The organism is Paenibacillus sp. W4I10, assembly GCF_030816325.1.
GTDB lineage: Bacteria > Bacillota > Bacilli > Paenibacillales > Paenibacillaceae > Paenibacillus > Paenibacillus amylolyticus_B.
In genome coordinates this window covers 1,197,351-1,221,264 of record NZ_JAUSXX010000001.1, presented here as the reverse complement: position 1 = coordinate 1,221,264, position 23,914 = coordinate 1,197,351, and the positions used below count along the sequence as shown (strand labels likewise).

The 23,914-nt window shown below is 44.7% G+C and carries 22 protein-coding genes and 1 riboswitch; of the genes, 6 read left to right on the top strand and 16 right to left on the bottom strand.

The genetic code is table 11. The annotated features are described in order from the left end of the window. Window positions 1-137: 137 nt before the first annotated feature. Window positions 138-1,229, top strand: coding sequence for a tyrosine recombinase XerS (gene xerS / locus QF049_RS05635; RefSeq protein ID WP_256704194.1), 1,092 nt, complete (start codon window positions 138-140; stop codon window positions 1,227-1,229). Window positions 1,230-1,447: 218 nt separating this feature from the next. On the opposite strand, the gene mobB is transcribed toward xerS, so the two are convergent. Further along, window positions 1,448-2,008, bottom strand: coding sequence for a molybdopterin-guanine dinucleotide biosynthesis protein B (mobB, locus tag QF049_RS05630; RefSeq protein ID WP_307535526.1), 561 nt, complete (start codon window positions 2,006-2,008; stop codon window positions 1,448-1,450). A gap of 6 nt (window positions 2,009-2,014) precedes the next feature. Then, a complete protein-coding gene (locus tag QF049_RS05625; RefSeq protein WP_307543103.1) occupies window positions 2,015-3,304 on the bottom strand; it encodes a molybdopterin molybdotransferase MoeA in 1,290 nt (429 codons plus the stop codon). 199 nt (window positions 3,305-3,503) lie between these two features. On the opposite strand from QF049_RS05625, the gene QF049_RS05620 reads away from it, so the two are divergent. Then, the gene (locus tag QF049_RS05620) at window positions 3,504-3,794 is read left to right on the top strand and encodes an HNH endonuclease (protein ID WP_307535524.1); all 291 of its coding nucleotides are present in this window, start codon (window positions 3,504-3,506) and stop codon (window positions 3,792-3,794) included. A gap of 112 nt (window positions 3,795-3,906) precedes the next feature. Here QF049_RS05620 and QF049_RS05615 read toward each other — a convergent pair whose 3' ends face one another. The 5 genes from QF049_RS05615 to lpdD all read right to left on the bottom strand — a co-directional run bounded on the left by QF049_RS05615 (window position 3,907) and on the right by lpdD (window position 6,808). Next, entirely contained in the window at window positions 3,907-4,644 is a 738-nt protein-coding gene (locus QF049_RS05615) for a DUF4247 domain-containing protein (protein ID WP_091029419.1), read from the bottom strand. Between the two features lie 12 nt (window positions 4,645-4,656). After that, window positions 4,657-5,163, bottom strand: coding sequence for a DUF4178 domain-containing protein (locus QF049_RS05610; RefSeq protein WP_076210134.1), 507 nt, complete (start codon window positions 5,161-5,163; stop codon window positions 4,657-4,659). 23 nt (window positions 5,164-5,186) lie between these two features. Beyond that, window positions 5,187-5,588 carry a DUF350 domain-containing protein gene (locus QF049_RS05605; RefSeq protein ID WP_036613690.1) on the bottom strand — a complete coding sequence of 134 codons (402 nt, stop codon included), beginning with the start codon at window positions 5,586-5,588 and terminating at the stop codon, window positions 5,187-5,189. A gap of 95 nt (window positions 5,589-5,683) precedes the next feature. Further along, window positions 5,684-6,355: a PspA/IM30 family protein gene (locus QF049_RS05600; RefSeq protein ID WP_076210133.1), complete on the bottom strand. Its 672-nt coding sequence runs from the start codon at window positions 6,353-6,355 to the stop codon at window positions 5,684-5,686. 111 nt (window positions 6,356-6,466) lie between these two features. Continuing rightward, on the bottom strand, window positions 6,467-6,808 hold the full coding sequence (gene lpdD / locus QF049_RS05595) for a prenylated flavin chaperone LpdD (RefSeq protein ID WP_051447323.1): 342 nt from the start codon (window positions 6,806-6,808) through the stop codon (window positions 6,467-6,469). A 154-nt stretch (window positions 6,809-6,962) separates the two neighbouring features. Between lpdD and QF049_RS05590 the strand changes: the two genes are divergently transcribed. Further along, entirely contained in the window at window positions 6,963-7,754 is a 792-nt protein-coding gene (locus QF049_RS05590; protein WP_307535521.1) for a polysaccharide deacetylase family protein, read from the top strand. A 108-nt stretch (window positions 7,755-7,862) separates the two neighbouring features. Here QF049_RS05590 and QF049_RS05585 read toward each other — a convergent pair whose 3' ends face one another. The 3 genes from QF049_RS05585 to QF049_RS05575 form a co-directional block, all read right to left on the bottom strand. After that, the gene (locus tag QF049_RS05585) at window positions 7,863-8,534 is read right to left on the bottom strand and encodes a 3D domain-containing protein (RefSeq protein WP_307535519.1); all 672 of its coding nucleotides are present in this window, start codon (window positions 8,532-8,534) and stop codon (window positions 7,863-7,865) included. A 2-nt stretch (window positions 8,535-8,536) separates the two neighbouring features. After that, a riboswitch (cyclic di-AMP (ydaO/yuaA leader) is annotated at window positions 8,537-8,733 on the bottom strand. A gap of 218 nt (window positions 8,734-8,951) precedes the next feature. After that, a complete protein-coding gene (locus QF049_RS05580; protein WP_307535516.1) occupies window positions 8,952-9,674 on the bottom strand; it encodes an amino acid ABC transporter ATP-binding protein in 723 nt (240 codons plus the stop codon). After that, window positions 9,661-11,124, bottom strand: a complete 1,464-nt coding sequence (locus QF049_RS05575; RefSeq protein ID WP_307535514.1) for an ABC transporter substrate-binding protein/permease — start codon at window positions 11,122-11,124, stop codon at window positions 9,661-9,663. The genes QF049_RS05580 and QF049_RS05575 overlap by 14 nt, the downstream gene beginning before the upstream one ends. A gap of 183 nt (window positions 11,125-11,307) precedes the next feature. Here QF049_RS05575 and QF049_RS05570 point away from each other — a divergent pair, with 183 nt between their 5' ends. Then, window positions 11,308-12,483, top strand: coding sequence for a M20 family metallopeptidase (locus QF049_RS05570; RefSeq protein WP_307535511.1), 1,176 nt, complete (start codon window positions 11,308-11,310; stop codon window positions 12,481-12,483). A gap of 266 nt (window positions 12,484-12,749) precedes the next feature. Then, the gene (locus tag QF049_RS05565; protein ID WP_307535508.1) at window positions 12,750-14,516 is read left to right on the top strand and encodes an alpha-glycosidase; all 1,767 of its coding nucleotides are present in this window, start codon (window positions 12,750-12,752) and stop codon (window positions 14,514-14,516) included. A 149-nt stretch (window positions 14,517-14,665) separates the two neighbouring features. On the opposite strand, the gene glgA is transcribed toward QF049_RS05565, so the two are convergent. Both glgA and glgB read right to left on the bottom strand, forming a co-directional pair. Next, window positions 14,666-16,108: a glycogen synthase GlgA gene (glgA, locus tag QF049_RS05560; protein ID WP_307535506.1), complete on the bottom strand. Its 1,443-nt coding sequence runs from the start codon at window positions 16,106-16,108 to the stop codon at window positions 14,666-14,668. Next, window positions 16,105-18,111: a 1,4-alpha-glucan branching protein GlgB gene (gene glgB, locus QF049_RS05555; RefSeq protein WP_307535504.1), complete on the bottom strand. Its 2,007-nt coding sequence runs from the start codon at window positions 18,109-18,111 to the stop codon at window positions 16,105-16,107. Before glgB ends, glgA begins: the two co-directional genes overlap by 4 nt. Before the next feature lie 193 nt (window positions 18,112-18,304). Between glgB and QF049_RS05550 the strand changes: the two genes are divergently transcribed. Beyond that, the gene (locus tag QF049_RS05550; protein WP_307535502.1) at window positions 18,305-19,531 is read left to right on the top strand and encodes a glucose-1-phosphate adenylyltransferase; all 1,227 of its coding nucleotides are present in this window, start codon (window positions 18,305-18,307) and stop codon (window positions 19,529-19,531) included. Between the two features lie 114 nt (window positions 19,532-19,645). Here the strand turns inward: QF049_RS05550 and QF049_RS05545 are convergent, their stop codons facing one another. The 4 genes from QF049_RS05545 to QF049_RS05530 all read right to left on the bottom strand — a co-directional run bounded on the left by QF049_RS05545 (window position 19,646) and on the right by QF049_RS05530 (window position 23,900). Beyond that, window positions 19,646-21,145, bottom strand: coding sequence for a sensor histidine kinase (locus QF049_RS05545; protein ID WP_124115249.1), 1,500 nt, complete (start codon window positions 21,143-21,145; stop codon window positions 19,646-19,648). Continuing rightward, window positions 21,142-21,840, bottom strand: coding sequence for a response regulator transcription factor (locus tag QF049_RS05540; protein WP_017688086.1), 699 nt, complete (start codon window positions 21,838-21,840; stop codon window positions 21,142-21,144). The genes QF049_RS05545 and QF049_RS05540 overlap by 4 nt, the downstream gene beginning before the upstream one ends. Further along, on the bottom strand, window positions 21,833-23,047 hold the full coding sequence (locus QF049_RS05535) for a hypothetical protein (protein ID WP_143780983.1): 1,215 nt from the start codon (window positions 23,045-23,047) through the stop codon (window positions 21,833-21,835). The genes QF049_RS05540 and QF049_RS05535 overlap by 8 nt, the downstream gene beginning before the upstream one ends. Before the next feature lie 127 nt (window positions 23,048-23,174). Further along, complete coding sequence (locus tag QF049_RS05530) at window positions 23,175-23,900, bottom strand: phosphonate ABC transporter ATP-binding protein (RefSeq protein ID WP_091020744.1); 726 nt, start codon at window positions 23,898-23,900, stop codon at window positions 23,175-23,177. Window positions 23,901-23,914 lie beyond the last annotated feature (14 nt).

Genomic DNA, 23,914 nt, shown 5'->3' with positions numbered 1-23,914 from the left:
AGGGCAAGGAAGCATCCCCTACTTACTGCCTGCTTTAGTGAACAAGCTGTGAGCATGTAAATTATGGTACACTAGAGCATAGAATACTAGCACATTGAATATTCATTTTATATGTTTTTCACATGGAGGTGTCGAACTTGACCAACGTGCAAAAAGAGATTGATCGACGCAAGCTGGATGACAAACTACCTTCCATGCCTTGGTTCGTTCAGCAATTCATGGACTACAAGCTGCCTGACCTGTCCCCCTCTACCCTGCTCGAATATCTGAGAGATTACGAAGCTTTCTTCGGATGGTTGCGAGCAGAAGGGCTGTCCGAAGCAAGCTCTAATAAAGAAGTAACGTTGACTGAACTGGAAGTCCTTCGCATGGATTCGGTTACCGCCTATCGGTTATTTCTCACAACCAAACGGGAAGGAACCAATTCCAGAATTACCGTCTCTCGCAAACTCTCTTCCCTCCGCTCCCTTTTTCATTACCTGAGCCAGATTGCGGAAGATGAAGACTTTTATCCTTTGCTGAAGCGGAATATTATGGCCAAAATCGAGATCAAGCGTACCCATAAACCCAAGGACACCGCTGCCAAACTCAAAGGTAAAATTCTGGAGGAAGAGGAACTGCTGGAATTTATCGGCTATATCCTTGAAGGTTACGCTGTAGATATGGAAAAGAACAAACAGGCACTGTATTCCCATGAGCTCAACAAAGAACGAGACGCCTGCATTGCCAGCCTGATCCTCAATTCAGGTTTACGGGTGTCGGAGGTCGTGAACCTGAACGTCGATGATCTCGATCTGAACAACAAACTCCTGTATGTTTATCGCAAAGGTAACAATGATGAGACGTACAAAACACCCGTTTATTTCAGGGAACAGGCCAAGGATGAACTCGCGACTTATATGAACCTGCGGCAATCACGTTACCGTACGCCCAAGCGGGAGAAAGGTCTGTTCATTGCTTTGCGTAACGGAGATTCAGAAGGAAGTCGAATGACCAAAAGAGCGATCCAGGCCATGATTATGAAATACGCCAAGCGTTTTGGCAAACCATACTTGACCGTGCACAAATTACGCCATTCATTCGCAACGGACTATTATTTGCAAAATGATATTTACAAAACGAAGGAGCAGCTCGGACACGCTTCTACGGAAACGACCGAGATCTATGCTCACCTTACCGACAAAACGATGTCCGAAGCCATCGAACGCCGTACTGACGACGGGATGTAACATCCCAAACATAATAAAAGCAGCAAACCGCATCAAGGATTCTGATCCGAGAAAGGTCTGCTGCTTTTTTTATTTTTTTGCATCATTCAAGGAGAAAGCACATGTAGAAACAATTTAGTTTACATAATAAATGTTACGTTATATCCAAAGGCGATTAATCACGCTCTCTGTACATTCAATCATATCCAGCGATTATAATTTCCCACTTCTTGACGTTTCTACGATTCGACTTCACCATTCTGCTTACACTCGCTCTCAACCATCGCTAACAACGCTTTGGCTATATCCTCCGTTTCATGAACCGAGTAACATGTTATATTTCTGCTAAAAGTGCTCCGCTCTATAAACTGCTCTGAAGGTAGCCATGAGATCATCCCCAGTACCCCTTCAAGTTGATCAACCAAGGTCAGATCTTTCTCTTCTCGAACCATCACGAATTTGGGATAAGAAGCATCCTTGAATCCTTCAATGACAATCCAATCATACTCCGATAGATGACTTAACATGTCCTCTAACTTGGTTGCTTCTCGCTTCATAATCGCAGTGCGTTTCTCTGACATAACAACCACCGCCGAGGCCCCTGCCTCCCCAAATTGATACGAATCCGTTCCTTCTTGATCCATCTCGAAATGGTCATGTCCATCATGCTTAATCGCCGCTACCTTAAGTCCCATGGAAGAAAAGTGCCCGATCAGCGCGGCTGTCAGGGTTGTCTTGCCCGTGTTTTTGTATCCAACAATCTGTATGATATGTGGCTTTGTATCACTCATTGTAGTCATCTACCACTACCTCACATGACCTGAGGGCAGTTTGAGAATGCGTACCTGCTCACCCGCAGGAATGCCTTTTTTCTCAGGTGGAACAACAATCAGGCAATCACTGTCCTTAATGGTGATCATCACGCTGGATTCATCTACACGGGCAGCAGCCGGCATCGCGTACACCATGCCGTTGCGGATCTCTGTGCGTCCACGTACGAACCGTGTAAAATTATTAACTTTGGTGTACTCTTCTCCCAAGATCGCAGTCCATTCTTCCATATAAGGATGAGCATCAGCCTGCATGGAACGTATGGTTGGACGAACAAACAAACCAAATCCTACAAAACAAGCCCCCGGGTTACCCGAAAGCGCAAAAAGCAATTTGTCTTTATACACAGCAGCTGTGGTCACACTGCCTGGTCGCATTGTCACTTTGTTAAATAACATCTCCACATGTTCTTCCAGCACAAGTTCGCCCATAATATCATAATCCCCGACGGATACACCGCCTGTAGTCACCACGATATCATTGTCTTGAATGGCTTCTTCCAGTTTGGCCCTTGCCGTATTCACATCGTCTGCAATGGAACCATACATCACCGGCTCTCCTCCCGCTTCAACGACCAGAGAACGCAGCATGTAGCTGTTACTGTTTCGAATCCGGCCCGGTTGCAGGGGCTCATCTACATCAAGCAATTCCGTGCCAGTTGCGAATATCGCCACCTTTGGACGTTGAAATACGGGAACCTCTGCTATGCCAAAAGTAGCTAACACGGACTGCTCTCCTGCCCTGATGATCGTTCCTGCTTCGAGCAGTTGCTGTCCCTCTTGGACTTCCAGTCCGATTGGGGTGATGTTAGCACCCGATAATATGTGCCGTTTCGATGCAATCCACTGTGCTCCGTCCTCTACCTTGCTCTCGGTCATCTCCATCATGACTACCGCATCCGCACCTTCCGGAACCTGTGCACCGGTCATGATGCGAGCCGTCGTACCTGAAACAATGGTGTGGTCCGAAGTGGAGCCGCAAGGAATTTCATCAATTACTCGAAACCAAACTTGATGATCACTCGATGCATCTATGGTATCTGTACTTATAATCGCGAATCCATCCATACCCGATCTCCGGAAGAATGGATACGGATGAGGTGCCTGAATCGTCTCTGCAAGTGTGCGGCCATGAGCAGATTCAAGGTGAACTTTCTCTATTGAGCCTACAGTAACTCTTGCAGCTATTTTGGCTTGGGCATCCGGTACCTGTACAGCTGTACGATTGAATTTGGCAGTTGTCATATCATGTGAATGTGAGTTCATTTTCAAAAGTATTCTTACCTCCTAAAGACTATCATCCTTTAAGAAAGTGTAGCCTGAATACTTTAAGATAACAAGTACATCACTTATTGATCCTGTGACAAAATTTTATTTCTTACAGTTGTAACATTCCTTGACCTTTGTTCAACATGAAAGGCATCTTGTCTGCCCATAATATAATTGACAAAGGGAGGCGATGATCATGAGTAATCGATGTGAATTATGCGGAAGAGAACCTGTGAATACGACCGTTCATCATCTGACACCGAAAGAAATGGGAGGAACATTTCTGCCAACAGCCAACGTGTGTATCCCCTGTCACAAACAGATTCATTCGCTATACACGAATCGCGACATTGTAACCCTTGGTCTCACGGACCTGCAATCCCTGAGACAGGATGAACGAATGATTCCATTTATCCGCTGGATTCGCAAACAGCCTGCTACAGCAATTCCCCGTGTACGCAAATCCAATCATGTTCGCAAATCGTAAACCAAAAAGAACAGCTCCAAGGTCATGTGCCGGCGAGGTGAATCCGCCTTCCCTTTTCACTGTTCTTAAATGAATTATGCGATTGGCAGCCATCCTTATGATTAGATGTTTATTATCTTCGCCTCTTAATTCGGCCGCCGCCCACTCTGGTTTTTGGTTTTTTGTAGGATTTCTTAGGTGAATCAAACAACCCACCACTGCTCTTGTTGCGATCAATGGTTCCCTTGCTCTGATCTTTGTTGCGGTTGAATAATCCTCCGCCAGATCCCACGCTTGAATCTTTATCGCTTCCGCGCCTTGTAATCGTACCTTTCCGATCAACAGTAATAGGTGGAGCAAGCTTCTTGTCATTACTTGTTGGTGCACGATAAGATCCTGCACTCGGTTTATACGTATCTTTATTGGTATATCCTCGATAGTTGCCATAACCTCGCCCGCCAAAAGAATCGAACAGATTACCAATTAATGTAGCGGTGAGGTACCCTTGTAAAAAAGATGAATCGTAGTTCTGCCGAACATATTCCTTGGAGTCCACCTCAACCAAGGTATCCTCCGGCTTGTTCGGGTCTTGTTGCAGATGATAATACTCGTCCTGATACACGAGGAACATACGCTCTGTGTTCTCTGCCGAGATCTGATCCGGTTGCCTTTGGTCAGACAATTCCTGAGCCACTTCCGGAACGGTACGGTCTGAAGCCCGGTACACATAGGACGTTGAGTTACCACTGCCGTTAACCGATTCAAGCGGATATGTGTCCTGAACAGAAGGTGCTCCGCACGCGGACAACAGAGACATCACAAGGCTGAGGACCAGCATTAATTTTAATCCATGTGCCAAGCGTTTTTTCATTGGGAACCTCTCCTAGCTCGAACGAATTACTTTGATATCCGCAGGAAGAATGGACTCACCCTCATACAGTGTAAATCTTCTGTCTTGCCACTCCACCCGAAGAAGCATATTATCATCCGACTGATACTGCCATACCAATTGTTCTCCAGCCTGACCATATGGAGTTCTACCTGCCGTTGATACCATGCCTCCATACTCTTCCTCCAGATGAAATGCGCGTCCATCCAGGTCCAGCAATGTGGGCACCTCATCAGGTGCATCAAGCCTGCCATCAATTGGTGTATATAGAGCGTAACGTGTGAGTTCCCGTTCTTCGATATGCAAATATCGAAATGCGGTACCATCCTGCAGCGTGAGCACAACTGCATTTCGAGCGCGATTTTGTACCCGACCAACGACTTCATAAGTGACCAGAGAAACCTCACAGATATCACCAGGTGCAAGCTGAAGCATCGTTTTCTCTGCCTGCGGTGGTTCAGGTTTTGTTAGTATTCCTTTAATTCGTTTCCATACACTCATGAGAATTACTCCTGTTCCTTATCTTATAAACAAGCTGCAATAATCAGTGCGCCCACGATATGTAAAGCGCCAGAGAACAACCCGTATCCTGTCTTCCCTTGCTGAATTCCTGTATCCAGATCCAGATTGGCCCATTTGCGAATCATAAAGTGTACAACACTCTCCAGAATCAACAAAATGATAAAGGATACAACGGAGACCAACAATGCTTCTCCAAGATGACCAGCCGTAGAAATGGACGTAGCGAGTACATACCCTTGTGCAAATAATTTCATAACCATCCGTGTAGTAACGGCCATATTGCCAGCCTTAACTTCAGCAAAATCCTTATATTTCGTGAACAGTGAATCTACATACATCAAGACAAACAGCAAAACCGAACCAGATCCGGTCCAGACCAGCATCGCCAAAATATTCAAATCCATTTACACAGCCCCCACATATCAACATGAACCGCATTTAAAAGCGAAGGAGAAATACTCTTCTCCTCCGCTGGTTAACCCTGCTGACAACCAAGGTATTAGTTCTTATTATCGTACTGTTTCATCAATGCTGCGAGTTCGTCTTCAACAGCCTGATCTTTACCCAACTTCTCGAACTCTTCATCCAAAGACTTGCCTTTGGATGACATTTCGTTACTTGCTTCCGCCTGTGCTTCCATCTGCATCATTTTCTCTTCCATACGCTTCATGCCAGCACTTGCAGTATCAGAACCAAACCCATTCAACGCTTTGTTGATTTCCGTTTGGGCTTTTGCTGCATTGTAACGGGCTACCAGTGTTTCACGTTTGTTCTTCATTTGAGTCAACTGCTTACGCATCTCGTCGAGCTTGCCACGCAGGTTATCTGCAGAAGCCTTGTTTTGGTCATAGCTGGTTTTGTACTCAGCCATCTTCTCTTCAGCAGCCTTTTTCTCTTCCAGGGCACGACGAGCCAAATCTAGATTCTGAGCACGTGCCGCCGTATGCGCCTGCTCTTCACGTTTCTTCACAAGAGCTTCCTGCTCTTCGAACAATTGCTTGAATTTCTTCTCAATGGCAATCTGTTGAGCTACTGCTTTCTCCGCATCTTCCAGATCCTCTTGCATGTCACGGATATATTGGTCCGTCATCTTGATTGGATCTTCCGCCTTGTCAATAATGGCGTTGATGTTAGACATGGTTAAATCACGCAAACGTTTGAAAATGGACATTATGTTATTCCTCCTAGTCGATATTACATCGTATATAACCATACATACGTAACAATCTACAACTCGTTTCAATTTTAGCAAATAAAATCAAAACATTCGATGGCTCTTATGTCAGGAAGACCGCTTATCTTTGTTCAGATGATCCTCCATCAACCTCTCTGCAGTCTGCACGATTTCGTCGATCTGCATCCGCGTGATGGAATCAAAATGAATACCCATGATCACCGTAACGGTTACTTTCAGCTGCAGGGCAGCCTTTCGGGCAAGCCGCTCACACAGCTCTTGTTCCTTATGCCCCGGAATATGTACCGTCGTCCCGCTGACGCGCTCATGATCCACGTAGAACGTGGCTACGGCACCAATATGCGCCTTTCCTCCGGTAACGAGAAAAACCTTATCCTCTCCTGCTTCAATCACCTGTAAACGTATGGATTTCAAATCATATGTACTCATATCCTATCCACCTATCCTTTTCTATATGTTTTATATGGAGGAATTATGGCTGTCATAAGCTAAATCCGCAATGAAACTTCTCACACTACGCATATTTTATGAGACCCCCGGGCATACCAAGGAGAACGTCATTTTGGAAAAGGAGGCCGTTATTATGCGTGTACGCCTCATTATGCTGATGGTTATCGTTATTTTTCTCGGGGGATATCATGCTCCAGTTTCATCACGGGATGGTTCAAGCCCGCCAAGTGAATCAGTATCAGGTTCGGATTCTACGGAAGAAAAACAACTGACATTGGGACAGTTACGTCAAAAATATGCCGATACGTTCAAAACCAATGGTCCTTCAACCAAGAAGGTTGCACTGACTTTTGATGATGTACCTGATCCACGATTTACTCCCCAAGTGCTGGATGTATTGAAGAAATACAATGTCAGAGCTACATTCTTCATCGTGGGTAGTCGTGCTGAGAAACATCCGGATCTGGTGAAACGCATCGTTAAGGAAGGGCACATGGTTGGTAATCACAGCTACAATCATCCTGAATTCAGTAAGCTGTCGATGAATGCCTTTCGTAAACAAATTCTACATACCGGAGATATTATTCAACGTTTGGCGGGATATACGCCCAAGATGATTCGGCCGCCTTATGGAGACATTAATGAAGAACAGCTGAGATGGGCTGCCAAACAACACTATAGCATTGTGAACTGGAACGTAGACTCCCTGGACTGGAAAGGCCTTTCAAAGGAACAGGTGAAAGATAACATCCTGTCTGCCGTGAAGCCTGGCTCCATCGTTCTACAACATGCTGGAGGCGGTGTAGGATCAAATCTGAACGGTACGATTGAGGCTTTGCCTGAAATCATTGAGGAATTGCGTAATCGGGGATATGAACTGGTCACCTTGGACGAAATGCTGGGATTGCCAAAGGCCAAAGATTAGAATGACCGTGATAGCAAATAAATGAGAATATTAAAAGGGTGCTGTTCAATCGCGAATTAGCGACTGGCAGACACCCTGTTTGAATTCATTTTAAATTTTATTTTCTCTCTACTTCAGAATGTACAGCTCGATATCCTGAAAACCAAATGAGCTTACAGACTGTTTGCTACCCGGGATAAAGATATCAATCCGGTGACCCTTGATTGCACCGCCCACATCACGTGCTGTGGCTACAAAAGCTTTTTTTGGCAATCCTGGATGGCTGTGACCAGTTACCAGTACTTTGGTTCCGAGTGGAATTACACTTGGATCAACTGCAATCGTACCCAGTTCAAGGTCATTTCCGAAATAATCGACTGCACCCCAGCCTCCATTTTCAGACGGATCTGCAGAGTATGCCGTTGCTTTTACGTTCACAGCTTTGCTGTAATCGAATGTTTTACCCCAGGCCTGAACCACTTTGTTATCTGCATTAACGTCCAAGCTCGCTGTGGTAACTGTTTTGGCTTGGGTCTTGCTCTCCGTCGCCGCGGCAGCTACATTGTTTGCCTTACCGGGAATCGTAATTTTCAAACCACCATAAATGTTGTAAGGTGAAATGTCGTTGTTTGCTTTAACCAACGTGTTCATTGCTACTCCATATTGTTTTGATAAGGTGTAGAAGGTATCCCCTTCTTTGGCCACATGAACTGAATCGGCGTGAGCCGGAACGGCTTGAATGAGCATTGCTGTTGTCAATAATGCTACTGCTGTTTTGGCTATACGTTTCTTGTTAATCATGGTCTTCCTCCCTCATTATGCCTGCGAAGTTAGTTGTCGGATTCGGATGAGGAGCCCACCCTATAGGTTCTTCATTACATTTGAAACGTTATGTACCCCTAATTCACCCCAAGCAGTGTGCTGTAGTTCTTCCCCCTGCACAATCTGCATCGTTACATCCCCCGCACTCCCTGTCCGGTAGTTTCGGCAGAGTTCAATATATCACAATTTTGTAACCTGAACTTGTAGTAATTCTTGCCAAATGGTTTTTAGCATGTCATCAACTGTAAGAATACTGGATAATTCAGAAAATTTGGGCGAACCGACTTCTTTATATTTGGTAACAGAAAAGTTACATTTCGAATCTTTAAGTGATTAATGCGCATAAAAAATAGCGTTACCGACTCGAAGTCAGTAACGCTATTTGAATTACTTCATTTAGAGTACTTTGGCAAGAAAATCACGTGTACGTGAATTTTTCGGTGCTCCAAACACCTCATCTGGTGTTCCCTCTTCTACAATAACCCCGCCATCCATGAACAGGATCCGGTCTCCCACTTCACGTGCAAAACCCATCTCATGCGTTACGATGACCATGGTCATCCCGCCTTCTGCAAGACGTTTCATGACATCCAGCACTTCACCGACCATCTCGGGGTCCAGTGCCGAAGTAGGCTCGTCAAACAGCATCACATGCGGCTGCATGGCCAATGCTCTTGCAATGGCGATCCGCTGCTTCTGTCCACCGGACAGCTGATTCGGGAATGTATCTTTTTTATCGTACAAGCCCACGGTGTTAAGCAGATCAGCGGCAATTTTCTCCGCTTCCTGAGTGGATTGTTTCTTCACTTTAATCGGAGCAATCGTGATGTTTTGCTCTACCGTTTTGTGTGGGAACAGGTTGAAGTGCTGAAACACCATGCCCATTTTCTCACGAGTTGCGTTAATATTGTGTTTGGGGTCCGTGATTGACACGCCTTCAAAATCAATCTCTCCCGAGGTAGGCTTTTCCAGCAGGTTCAAACAACGCAAGAATGTACTTTTACCTGAACCGGAAGGGCCGATGACCACAACAACCTCACCTTTGCCAATCGTCACGTTAATGCCCTTAAGCACATCGTTATTACCATAAGATTTGTGTAATTGTCTAACGTCTATCACTTGCACTCAACTTCCTTTCCAGTCGTCCCAGCAGCTTGGACAAAATGAACGTCATTACAAAGTAGATGGCTGCTGCAATCAAAAATGGACTCAATCCTTGGTACGTAATGTTTTTGACTACACTTGCCTGATACATAATATCCACCATACCGATAACGGAGATAATGGAGGATTCTTTAATGATAGTTATGAATTCATTACCGATCGCTGGTAATACAGCTTTGAAGGCTTGTGGCAATATGATATAACGCATCGCGGCGCCTCTGCCCATACCTAATGAACGCGCTGCCTCCAACTGACCACGATCCACACCTTGGATACCCGCACGGAAAATCTCCGCCAGATAGGCACCACTATTGATTGAAAGTGTAATGATACCTGCCTGAAGTGCAGTGAAGTTAATGCCAAAGCTCAGGGAAAAACCATAGTAAATAATCATCAATTGTACCAGCATCGGTGTGCCACGGATCACTTCAACGTAAGCAGTACCGATCCAGCGCAAGATTGCAGCGTCATGCAAACGGAACAAACAGATGATCAATCCAATAATTACCCCGAAGATAACCCCAAGTGCAGACAACAGAAGTGTGTATCCTACACCTGTAGCATAGAAACTTTTATATTCCCAGAATACTTGGAAAATATTTTGTGATTTGTTCGCTTTATCCGCCATCAAGAGGCTGGCGTCCGTCACCATCTGATTGATTTTATCTTCACTTTTCAATCGCTCCAGTGTTCCATTTACTGCAGCTAGCAGCTCGGTATTACCTTTGCGAATCCCGATTGCCGCTTCTGCTTGCTCTTCGTCCGGAACAGCAGCAGCAAGTCCAATGATATCGTCCAGATAACCTGCAGCAACGGTATCTTCAACGATTGCCGCGTCAATGCGTTTTGTTTGCAGTTGAAGCACGATATCCGAGATTTTATCAAGCGCAGTAAGCTTCGCTCCTGGAATACTCTGTCCGATCGTTTCCTGAATGGAGCCTTTCTGAACGCCAATTTTCGCATTTTCAAGTTCTGCCATGGTTGGATATTTGTCTTTATCCACATTGCGAACCATAATCACTTGTTTTGATTTATAATAGGTGTCGGAAAAATCGATACTTTTCTTCCGCTCATCCGTCGGCGTCATACCTGAAATTACCAGATCAACACGCCCGCTCTGCAATGAAGGCAGAAGACCGTCGAAGCCCATATCCTCAATCACAAGCTCAGCGCCAAGATCTTTGGCAATCTCTTTGGCGATCTCAATATCAAAACCGACGATTTCATCTTTGCCATTAATCACTTTATGGAATTCATAGGGTGCAAAATCGGCACTTGTACCGAGCACCAGCTTTTTACTGCTTGAATTATCTGTAGTTCCACTTGCAAATGCCACAGGAACGGCAGTTGTCAGCAGAACGACAAAGGTCAACAGCATTATGGTGTAACGACTTATTAATTTCAACCTTGTTCTCTCCCCTTACAATACTTTGTATGCTTCTCATGTTGATGACTGAGTCATTATAAAGTACAATGCATGATTATGCAATGCATTTTGACATTACAAATCTTGACTTGTTTCTGAAAAATTGAAGCAAACATGATATAATCAATGAATTATTTTCATTTTTGCATAAGGAGTTTACTAATGACAGCTAACAAATCACAAATTCTGACGGTTATTGATCAATATGCTTCCCGTTTTAAAGCCATTTCATCATATATCGGTGCCAACCCCGAACTGGGAAATGAAGAGTATCTCGCTTCTGCCCGTTTGAAAGAAGAACTGGTCTACCACGGTTTCACTGTAGAAGCTCCAATCCTTGGACTGGAGACAGCCTTTATCGGAACCTATTCAGCCGCCAAACCCGGCCCTACCATTGCATTATTGTGTGAATATGACGCCTTACCGGAGATCGGTCACGCTTGTGGACACCATCTGATCTGCATGATGAGTCTTGGAGCTGCTGTTGGGCTGAAATCCATTCTGGATGAAGTAGGTGGAACGATTAAAGTGTTTGGCACACCCGCTGAAGAGACACGTGGTGCCAAAGTTCCAATGGCAGAAGCAGGTTTGTTCGATGACTGTGATGTCGCTCTCATGGCGCATCCATATTATGCCTACGAAAAGTCAGGCAGCTCGCTGGCTATTGATGCAGTACAATTTGAATTCCATGGCCGATCTTCACATGCTGCTGCAAGTCCACACGAAGGTATTAATGCTCTTGATGCCGTCATTCAAACGTTCAACGGAATCAATGCATTCAGGCAACAAGTGAAAAGCACCGTTCGCATTCATGGTGTGATCAACAACGGAGGTCACGCAGCTAATATCATTCCTGACTATGCTTCTGCGCAATTTTATGTACGGGCAGCAACTCGCAAAGAACTGAATATCCTCACAGAAAGTGTGATTCAGATCGCTGAAGGTTCTGCTCTCCAGACAGGATGCAAGCTGGTGACATCCAACTATGAAACGTCCTATGACGAGATGGTTACCAATGAAGCATTCTCAGCTGCGTTTAGTCAAAATCTGATGGAACTTGGTATCCCGCAAGAAGAGATTGTGAGTGGTAATGATCACGGCTCTATGGACATCGGTAACGTTTCCCTGAAATGTCCTGCAATCCATCCCTACATTCGTGTTGTGGATGAGGTTCATACCCTGCACTCCATAGCCTTCCGTGACCTTGCACTTCAGGAGCGCGCGCTGGATGGCATGATTCTGGGAGCAAAGGCACTTGCCACAACAGCCTATGACGTACTGAGCCAGCCAGAGCTGCTTCAAACCATCCGCACGGAGTTTGAGCAAGCTATTCGCTAAAATTCACTTTCAACATGTTATATAGGGGTGCCCTGAACAATCTTGAATTTCAAGCTGTTCGGGGTACCCTTTTTCTAAATTAGCTGTAAGTATATTCAGCACGAAGCTGGAAATGCTGTGAAAGAAACCTTTGAAAACGATGAAAATAATACATTTTATTACAGTAAATGTGATTCATTTGCTGGCTAACTTGGTTAATTATAACTATAAGTGCGTGTTCAAAAGACCGGTTTTCATAACTTATCCTATATTCAGGAGGTGCTGTCATGCTGCTCGAAGCCATGTATCATGTTCCTCGTGACAAGTGGGCTTATGCCTATAATTCGTCTACCATACATCTGCGCGTACGAACCAAACGAAATGATGTGCAATACGTGACTGCACTGACCGGAGATAAGTACGATTGGAATGGAACGTACAAGGAAATTCAATTGGAGAAGGCTGCTTCTGATAACATGTTTGATTATTGGGAGGCTGCCGTCAAGCCACAATTCAAACGTCTCACCTATATATTTCGGATAACTGCCGGTTCAGAAGATGTTTTTCTTGCGGATAATGGAATTCATTATGAAACCCCCTATCCAACTGGAGGATATTATGAATTCTCGTATATACATGAAATTGATGTGTTTAAGGTGCCCGAGTGGGCCAAAGAAGCTGTCTTTTATCAGATCATGACGGAACGGTTTGCTAATGGAGATCCTAAGCTGAATCCAAAAGAAACTCATGACTGGGGTGGCAAACCTGAGTTGGACAATTATTTTGGTGGAGATCTGCAAGGTGTGCTGGATCATCTGTATGACTTAACTGAACTTGGCGTGAACGCCATTTACTTTACCCCGTTATTCCAGGCCAATTCTTACCACAAATACGACACGATTGATTATAAAAAAGTCGACCCTCATTTCGGTGATAATGCCCTGCTCAAACAATTGACAGAAGAATGTCATCGCCTGGGTATACGTGTCATGCTTGATGCGGTGTTTAACCATTGCAGCGAAGACTTCCCTCCTTTTCAAGACGTGCTCCAGAATGGAAAAAACTCTAAGTATGCCGATTGGTTCCACATCAATGAATATCCGGTTCAGATCAAGGACGGTATACCAACCTACGATACATTTGGGTTCTATGGAAATATGCCCAAGTTCAATACAGCCAACCCTGAGGTTAAGGCATATCTACTTGATGTAGCTGAGTACTGGATCAAGGAAATTAAGCTGGATGGGTGGCGTCTGGATGTAGCAAATGAAGTGGACAACCATTTCTGGCGTGATTTTCGCAAGGTTGTTAAGGCAGCGAACCCTGAAGCCTATATTGTTGGTGAAGTATGGAGCGACTCCTTGACCTGGCTTATGGGAGATCAATTCGACTCCGTCATGAATTATCCATTTGCCGACAAAGTGCTTCAGTTCTTCTGTGGTTCAATGGATGGTTATAACTTTGCCAACGAGATGGGTTCACTAATTATGCGCTATCCGCAACAAACCAACGAAGTGATCTTTAATATGCTATGCAGCCACGATACGCCACGACTGCTCACCCGGTTAGGAGAAGACAAACGCCGTTTAAAATTATCGGTTGTATTTCTTTTCACTTATATCGGTACACCTTGTATTTTCTACGGCGATGAGGTGGGAATTAGTGGTGATGCTGACCCGGATTGTCGAAAATGTATGGAATGGGACCCTGCCAAGCAAGACAGAGAATTGTATGATTTCTATCGTCTGATGATCGATTTACGCAAAAGCAATGAAGCCCTGCGCAAAGGGCGCTTCCGATTCCTCAAGGCTGATCACAATGATCCCTGTATCGTGTACGAACGTGTGGATGACAACCTTCACTTTACCGTATGGATGAACAATACACCTCAAGATCGAACGCTTTCTCATCCGATGGAAACAAAAGACTGGAAGGATGCATTAACTGAAGAGCCTGTCTTTCCAGCCGATGGAATGATGAATATTAAGCTTGACCCCTATGGGTACCGCATTTTGTACAGGCAGCTTGATCCGGCAACCATCCAACACTACTGAGGTTTAAATTCAGACACTCATATAAAAGAAAAACACTTCCACCGTCTCAGATGATGACTTTCATTCTGAACTTTTGGAAGTTTTTTTGTTTATTTGATTAAAAAGAGCCACAGCAGGAATGCTGTGACTCTGACTCATTCAGGATTGCATCAGTTTACTGGATCAAGTGTGATCCGACGATAAATGTCCATATATTCCTCAGCTGAGACATTCCAGCTGTATTCTCCGCCCATTGCATTTTTCACAATTTTCTTCCAGTGTTCTGGCTGTTTGTAGATCTCCTCAGCACGCCGAATGGTATTCATCATGTCATGTGCGTTAAAGCTTGTGAATGAGAAACCATTCCCTTCTCCAGTAAACTCATTGTATGCCTGCACAGTGTCGTTCAGACCGCCTGTTTCCCTTACGAGAGGCACACTACCGTACCGCAGAGCCAGTAGCTGACTAATACCACATGGTTCGAACCTCGATGGCATCAGGAAGATATCACTGCCTGCATAGAAACGTCGGGATAACCCATCATTAAACGTGATCTGGGCTGACATTTTGAGCGGATAACGATTAGCAGCTTCACGGAACCAGTGTTCATACATAGGCTCTCCTGTTCCCAGTACCGCGAATTGAATATCATCATAGTACAGCAATTCATCAAGGATACGGCAGACCAGATCAAGCCCCTTAGAGTCGACGAGCCTTGTCACCATCACCATAAGTGGTACATCAGGACGAACAGGAAGTCCAAGTTCCTTTTGCAGCTCAATTTTGTTCTCCGTTTTCTTGGACAGACTGGTTCTGTATTTCACTGGAATTTTGTTGTCCGTTGCCGGGTTGTAACTCTTGGTATCAATCCCGTTCACAATCCCGCTGAAACGATCTCCAAGTGAACTGAGCAGTCCGTCCAGGCCATATCCATAATAAGACGTTTGCACTTCCTGTGCGTATGTTGGGCTTACGGTTGTCACATGGTCAGCATACACAATTCCTGCTTTCAAAAAATTGACGTTACCGTAATATTCGGCTCCATCCACGGTGAAATATCGATTGTCCAGCTCCAGGATTTCACTGAATAACTCATGCGGGAATACCCCTTGGTACAACAAGTTATGTATGGTGAATACCGTACGAATACCACTGTAGAATGAATCGTGTCTGTAATGGGCTTCAAGCACCAAAGGGATCATTCCTGCATGCCAGTCATGACTGTGCAGCACGTCAGGCTTGAACTCAATCTGTGGCAACACTTCCAGAACTGCACGGTTGAAGAAGGCGAAACGCTCGCCATCATCCATATAACCGTACACTCCATCACGCCCAAAATAATACTCATTATCCACAAAATATACTGGAATCCCATCATGAACCAGCATTTCTATTCCACAATAGGGTCTGCGCCAGCCAAGAGGCACATCCGTTGTAATTACGGGCTGTAATGCGTCTTTATATTCATCGGGAATTCCCTTGTACTTAGGCATAATCACCCGCACATCTGCCCCGTTCTTCTTCAATGCAAACGGGAGAGCACCGATTACGTCAGCAAGGCCTCCGGTTTTGATAAATGGATGTACTTCAGCAGCAGCAAATAGAATATTCATGCCTTTGTCCTCCTCTTCGGTTTGAGCGTGTTGCTTTCATTTTTATTCTTCGTTTTTGAACTGACGGAAGTTATGCTCGCAGGTGATTCATCCGTTTTCCGACGCGTGTTCTTTTTTAGAATCACGATGCTCAGCGGAGGCAATACCAATTCGAGACTATGCGGATGCCCATGAAAAGGAATCTTTTCGGTAGGCAGTTGCATATCATTAGTAATGCCTGAACCGCCGTAAACGGAATGGTCACTGTTCAGTACTTCGGTATACATACCGGGACGCATGACACCAATCCGGTAACGCTCCCGCTTGACCGGCTGAAAGTTAATGAGCACAAGGAGTGTATCCGCAGGTTTTTTTCCTTTGCGTACGTATGAAATGACACTCTGGTCCTGATCATCCGGAGTGATCCATTCATAACCGTCCAAGGAATGATCAAGCTCCCACAAAGCTTTTTCACTCAAGTACAGGTTAGACAGCTCACGCTCAAACTTATGCAAATTGCGGTGACTGTCATAATCCAGCAAGAACCAGTCCAGTTGATCCTCATCTTTCCATTCGATGAACTGGCCAAAGTCTCCACCCATAAACAACAGCTTTTTCCCTGGGAAAGTCATAAAATAGCCCAGAAAAGCACGCATGCCGGCAAATTTTTGCTCATAGGTTCCTGGCATCTTGTCGAGGAGCGACTTTTTGCCATGAACAACCTCGTCATGCGACAGAGGTAGCACATAATTTTCAGCAAAGGAGTATACGACCGGGAAAGTCAGCAAATGATGTTTGGAAGGACGCTCATGAAAATCAGATTCCATGTAATCAAGCGTATCGTTCATCCAGCCCATGTTCCATTTGTAGTTGAAACCCAGACCACCTTCATCTACAGGTAAAGTCACCATTGGCCATGCACTAGATTCTTCAGCCATCATCAACGCATAAGGGAAATACTTGAACACCGTCTTATTCAGCTGCTGCAAAAAGGCTACAGCTTCCTTGTTCTCAAGACCACCTTCATCATTGGTACGATATTGTCCTGGCTGCTTCTCAAAATCAAGCCGAAGCATACTCGTAACCGCATCAACACGGAGTCCGTCAAAATGGTACATCTCCATCCAATATAATGCATTGGAGATCAGAAATGAACGAATCTCAGGTTTCGAGTAGTCAAAGCTAAGTGTACCCCAGCCCGGCTTCTCTGCTAACATCGGATCTGCATACTCATACAAAGGCGTACCATCAAACATACGCAACCCATGAGCGTCTTTGGCAAAATGTGCAGGTACCCAATCCAGCAATACGCCAATCCCAGCCTGATGTAGTGTATCCACTAGATACATCAGATCTTTTGGATGCCCATAACGACTGGTCGGCGCATAAAACCCTGTGTTTTGGTAGCCCCACGAAAGGTCATATGGATGCTCACTGAGGGGCATCATTTCAACATGTGTATATTTCATTTCTAATAAGTAAGGAACAAGCAAATCAGCCATCTCACGATAACTATAGAGGCTTCCGTCTTCTTTGCGCTTCCAGGTTCCCATGTGCATTTCGTAAATATGTAGAGGTTTGTTATACATGGCACGTTGTTTGCGTCTCCAGGCTCCATCATTCCATTTGTACCCTTCGATTGAACTGGTGACAGAGGCTGTCTGAGGTCGAACCTCTGCTTGAAACGCATATGGGTCCGCTTTGAGCAATTCTGTTCCATCTTCCGTTAATATACGGAACTTGTATAAAGTTCCTTCGTGGATTTCCGGAAAAAAACGACTCCAAAATCCTGATTCGGGTATCTTATATAAAGGTTCCTTTTCGCCTTTCCATTCATTGCGGTCCAGAGCCAGTCCCACTTCTACGGCATTTGGTGCCCACACGGTAAAGCGATACCCCTGAAGGCCATCGCAAGTCTCAGGCTGCGCGCCCAACATTCGATAACTGTGATGAAGGTTACCTTCATGAAATAAATAAATATGCTCCGGCAATATGTCCGGGTGTGCTAACGGTTGAATGGCCAAGAGATCACCTTCTTCTCAAGAAAATAGATATAACAGTAACCATTACCCCATTCTAGCCAAGTTGAAAAGAAAAATGCGGTGAATTAGAAAATGTTGTACATTTTCAGAATTTTTACAGTAACAATCGTTTCATTTGCTCTACTTTGCGTTAATGATGTACTACAATGCACAATATTTTGGGAGGGAAACGATTATGTTTAATAAAGATTGCATCGCTATGCTGTTGGCGGGAGGAGAAGGGAAGCGATTAGCCCCTTTAACCTCAAGTATCGCAAAACCCGCTGTACCGTTTGGCGGGCACTACCGGATCATCGATTTTCCTCTCAGTAACTGCGTAAACTCAGGGATCGATACTGTAGGAGTATTGACGCAGTACCAAGCGGAATCTTTACACGATCATATCGGTGGAGGAGAACCATGGGGACATGGCAACTCTAGTGAAGCAGGAATCTCCTTGCTTCCATCTTATCATACAGGAAATGACGAATACTTGGGAACGGCGGATGCTATTTATAAAAATATCGACTATATTGATCAACAAAACCCCGAAAATGTTCTAATTTTGTCGGGTGACCATATTTATCATATGAATTATCGTGATATGTTGGAGGCTCATCAAGCCAATAATGCCGCAGCAACGATTTCAGTTATGGAAGTTCCATGGGATGAAGCACATCGCTTTGGGATTATGGCTGCCGATGCGGATTTGCGTGTAACCGAGTTTGCCGAGAAACCGGCTGAACCAAAGAGTAATCTGGCTTCAATGGGCATCTACATGTTCAAATGGGATTATCTGAAACGCCATCTCTTGGAAGATGCCGCTAACCCTGAATCCAGCCATGACTTCGGTAAAGATGTTATTCCACAAATGTTGAACGAAAATAATCCCCTGTTTGTCTATAACTTTAATGGTTATTGGAAAGATGTAGGTACAGTAAAAAGTCTGTGGGATGCACATATGGATTTGTTACACAACGATGAAGACTGGAGTCTTCAAAAAGAGAACTGGCCGATGTTTACTCGCGACTGGCGCTCCAAGCCAAGTGCTTACAAAGCAAGACATACAAAGATCGAACATGTTACTTCCATGATTCACGACTCTTGTGCAATCGAAGGTCGTTCAGAACGTTCCGTTATCTTCTGCGGTGCAGAAGTAGGTAAAGGCTCTGAGGTTAAAGACAGTGTCGTTATGCCTAACGCACGCATAGGCCGTGGGGTTCACATCGAACGCGCCATCATTGGTGAAGGGGCCATAATCAAGGACGGTGCAATCGTTAAAGGTACGGCGGATGAAATTGTAGTCGTTGGACCTAACGAGATCGTCTCTGCCAAACCTGCAGTCCGTACACAACCTGTTCGTATGTTGAAAGAAGTATATGAAAAAAGTGGGCGCCTGCGCACTGGTGAACTTTCTTCATAATAATATGCAAAAAAGGTGAGCCTTGGATGGCTCACCTTTTTTTCTGTTGATATGGATGTTATAAAGCGTACATGCTCGATCGTCAGGTAGAAAAGTCTCTTATCTTTTAAAATCTTAAGACTTTTCTATATCTGATTTTGTATCGCTTGCTGTTCGCTCATCTGTGAATTCAGCATCACCAGACGCAGTTACAGATTCTTCTGTACCCATCTCCTCAGACACAGCCGGTAATGTAACAGTAACGGTTGTACCAGATCCAAGTTCACTCTGCATCGTGATCGTCCCCTCATGCAGTTCTACCAGTTCTTGCGTAATCGCAAGACCCAGTCCCGTTCCCCCATTTTGATGATTTACCTGGAAGAAGCGGTCCCGTACTTTGATTAGGTGTTCTTCACTAATTCCGATACCGGTGTCCTGAACAGCTGCAATGATCTGACCATTCTCCTCTTTGACGGACAAGAAGATCCAGGAATTCTCATGTGAAAATTTGATCGCATTATCAACAATGTTTAAGAACACTTGTTTCAGTCTGTTGCCGTCTCCATGGACATTATAAGCGCGAGTCTCGTCCGTTTCCAACTTGAGATGGACTTGTTTTTGTTCCGCTTTGGCCCAAACATTCAACATCGTTTCCTGTACAATTTCACGAATGTTGACTGTTCCTTTGACCAGCTTCATCTGATTCTGTTGTAATTTGGAGAAATCCAGCATCTCTTCAACAAGTCCAATCAGTCGTTCGGTTTCCTTGGAAATGATGCCCATACCGATACGGGTCTCTTCCGGATCATAACCACCTGAGTCCAGTGTCTCGCTCCAGCCCTTAATGCTGGTCAGAGGTGTTCTTAATTCATGTGAGATCGAAGAGATAAAATCATCTTTGATCTGATTACTGCGTACAATCTCATGTGCCATGAAGTTAAGTGTTGATGCCAATTCGCCCAGTTCGTGCTTATAATTCCCCTTAACCCTGACATCCAGCCGTCCTCTGGCCATTTGGGCAGATACTGCGGTGATGTTGTTGATTGGACGTACAATGGAATTTGCCATCCCAATACTGATGATCAACACTATGGCAAGCACGCCAACACCGACCGCAGCGGCGAGTAGTCCCATATTCAACAGCTTTGAATTCACATCTTCGAGTGAAGTCAGATATCGAATAACATAAGTATTTTCGCCGCCCAGATCAAACTTGTGTGAAACGGCCATGACGGATTCTCCAGTACCTGGTTGTCTTCCAATCCAGCGTCCCATATCCCCATTCAGAGCCTGCATAATATCACTGGTTTGCAGCACAGCACGGTCAGATTCAAAAGCAGTCGAACTCGCCAATACGCGCCCGTTCAGATCCAAAATTTCCAGTTCAGTATTGGACAATGCCAAATTCACAATCAATCTGGACAGATTATTGCCGTCTTCCGTGTTATTCTCACGAGCGATCGGCTCGAAAAAGTCCTTTGAATTGGAAATGTGGGTACTAATCGTATTGTAGATACTTTCATAATAGTACCTTTGCACTGCCAACATAAATACGAATTCGACCAACAGCAGAGCAAGAAAAACTACAAAGAAATAATGTAGTACGATCTGCCGTGTAATGCCTTTTTTAATCATTGCTCCCGGCCCTTCCATTTGTACCCGTGACCCCATACTGTCTGCAGGTATTCGGGCTCGGAAGGATTGTTCTCAATTTTCTGACGTAGACGACGAATGTTGACATCCACAATTTTTGGATCACCCATGTACTCTTTTCCCCATACATGATCTAACAATACATCGCGGCTGAGCGGTGTGTTTTCTTTTTCCAGGAAAAATTGAATCAAGGAAAACTCCGTTGGAGTTAACTCAATAGCTTCATTTTGTTTCTTGAATTGCTTCGAGATCAGGTCCAGTGAAAATGGCCCAGACTGGAACGTAACCTTCGCCGCAGTTTCCCGATGCACGTTCACACGACGCAACAATGACTGAATACGTGCAATCAACTCTGTTGGGCTGAAAGGCTTGCTAACGTGATCATCTGCACCAACGGAGAGTGCGTACACTTTATCCTGTTCCTGAACTTTCGCGGTCAAAAAGATGATGCCCAGACGTTCATTGGTTTCACGGATCCGTCGACACACCTCGAATCCATCAATACCTGGTACCATGACATCCAGCAGAGCCAGATCAATATCCGGTACCGTCTGCAGTATGCGAAGCGCTTCATGACCGTCACCCGCTTCAAGCACTTCGAATCCGTTTCTCTTTAAATTAATCACTATAAAACTGCGGATGGATTCTTCATCCTCAAGAATAAGTACTTTACTCATTAAGTTCTCCCTTTCTATTCAGCTGTGAAGTATTGCTCAGTGCATCTTTACCCGCCTCTGATTGTGCTACCCGTGAAGCAATAACCCGATCTTTGGTGCGCGTAATTTCCTTCCAGCTTTTACCCTTCTCCTGTTCCCACTTGGAAAGGGTGAAATATTTGATCTCTGCCACGGTTTCGTCCGTATCAATCATTTTAAATCGAATATATTTTTCCTTCTCCGATTTGGTGTCAATAGTGATCTTACCGTACCACTCTGGTTTGAGATTTAGATGGAATAAATCAGCATCATCCCGGAATTGGAATGAGACAAATTTCTTGCTGTCTTTGCCATCCCACTGATAATAGGTGTAAAACCACAACCGAGAGTCAAATACGTAATGCTCCCAACCTTTTGGAGTCTCTTTAAGTCCAAACTCAATAATACCATCATTATCGACATCACCGCTTAAAATTTTGTCATCTCTATACGTTTGATCCGGTGATTTGAAAGCATTGACTAACTTGTTATCTTTAACATACATAATTTGCGAGAAGGAACTCCGATCATCCAGCTCGGCATCCAGTACAATGCCCATCTGTCCTTTGGCGATCTCTCCGCCCAGAGCATTATAAACTTCTTTAACGGTATAATCGGTCTGCACCCGATCAACTTCCTTGAAGCTGCCATCTTCGTACTGATATAACGCAATCGTTGCAAAACCGCTGTTGTTCAGCGAAATGATAACAAAATCACTCTTACCATCTCCGCTCAAATCCAGCGTGTTCCCCTGCGCATCATCAATGATATATTGATTATACGGAACTCCACCCAAGACCTGCTCCAGTGCCCCGCCCTTGTACGAATATGCAGTCAGGGCCTTCTGCTCCTGCAGACTTACACCAAGAATAATATCCGGATTTCCGTCATTCGTAATATCCAATACTTTAAAGGATTGCAACTCATTTCCCGGCACATCAAATGTAAGTTTTTTAACCCAAGTGCCTCCCTGCTCTTCCAAAATCATGCCATGGATTCGCACATTCTCATTTGGTGTCTCATAAAAAACAATCGCTTCCCGAGTTCCATCCCCGTTCAGGTCTTCCACCCGAATCATGCTGGTATTATTCATATCCTTGGGACGAATCAATGTACTCTCTGGCGGCAATTTAACCTGAACCACGTTGTACAGTTTCTCCTTATCGGTGGACATCATTGGTTTTCTCATCAAACCCTTGGGGTCACTTATGACTGTGCATCCGCTTAGAACAGAACCAAGCATAATTGCCATTGTTCCTGCTGCAATGAAGCGTCCCCACCGTGAATTAAACAATCTCATCACTCTTTTCAATAGTTTAAATCTGGTTTTTTTCTTGCTGTGTCAGTCTTCGTCCACGAATATCAAAAGCAATCTTGCCGTCTGCCAATCCCCAGATCCGTGTGGCATGTTTCTCAGCAAGTTCAATTGGCAATACTGCAATGACTGTTGCACGTTCTTCTTCACATAATTTGCGCAGCGTTTCCAGCACCGAATCTGCTGTGTGCGGGTCAAGACCAATCACAGGTTCGTCGGCTAAAACCACTTTGGCACCATGAGCAAGTGCTCTTGCAATAGCAACACGCTGCTTCTCGCCACCACTGAGCTTCTCTGCTATTTGATGTGCTTTATCAAGTAATCCCAATCCTTCGAGATAATCCATAGCACCCATATAATCATCTGAACGTACCATACCGGTTACCATTCTCCATACAGGAGTCTGACCCGATCGTCCGATTAACACATTTTTAAGAGCCGTACGTCTGGGAAATAGTTCTGGATTTTGTTCCAAGTATGCCCATTCCCGTTTGATTTTCCGTTTTCCGGACCAGCCTTCTTTCAAAATCTCGGCGCCATCCACCGTAAATCGGCCTGAATCCCATTTCTCCATCATAGCCAGACATTTGAGCAGCATGCTTTTTCCGCTACCGCTTGAGCCAACTACAGCTATCATCTCACCTTGTTGCATATCAAATCGAATATCCCGTAGAACGGGAACGCGGTCCACGCCAACGGATTTACTCAAGTTCTCTACTCTGATCATCGCGATGTCTCCTC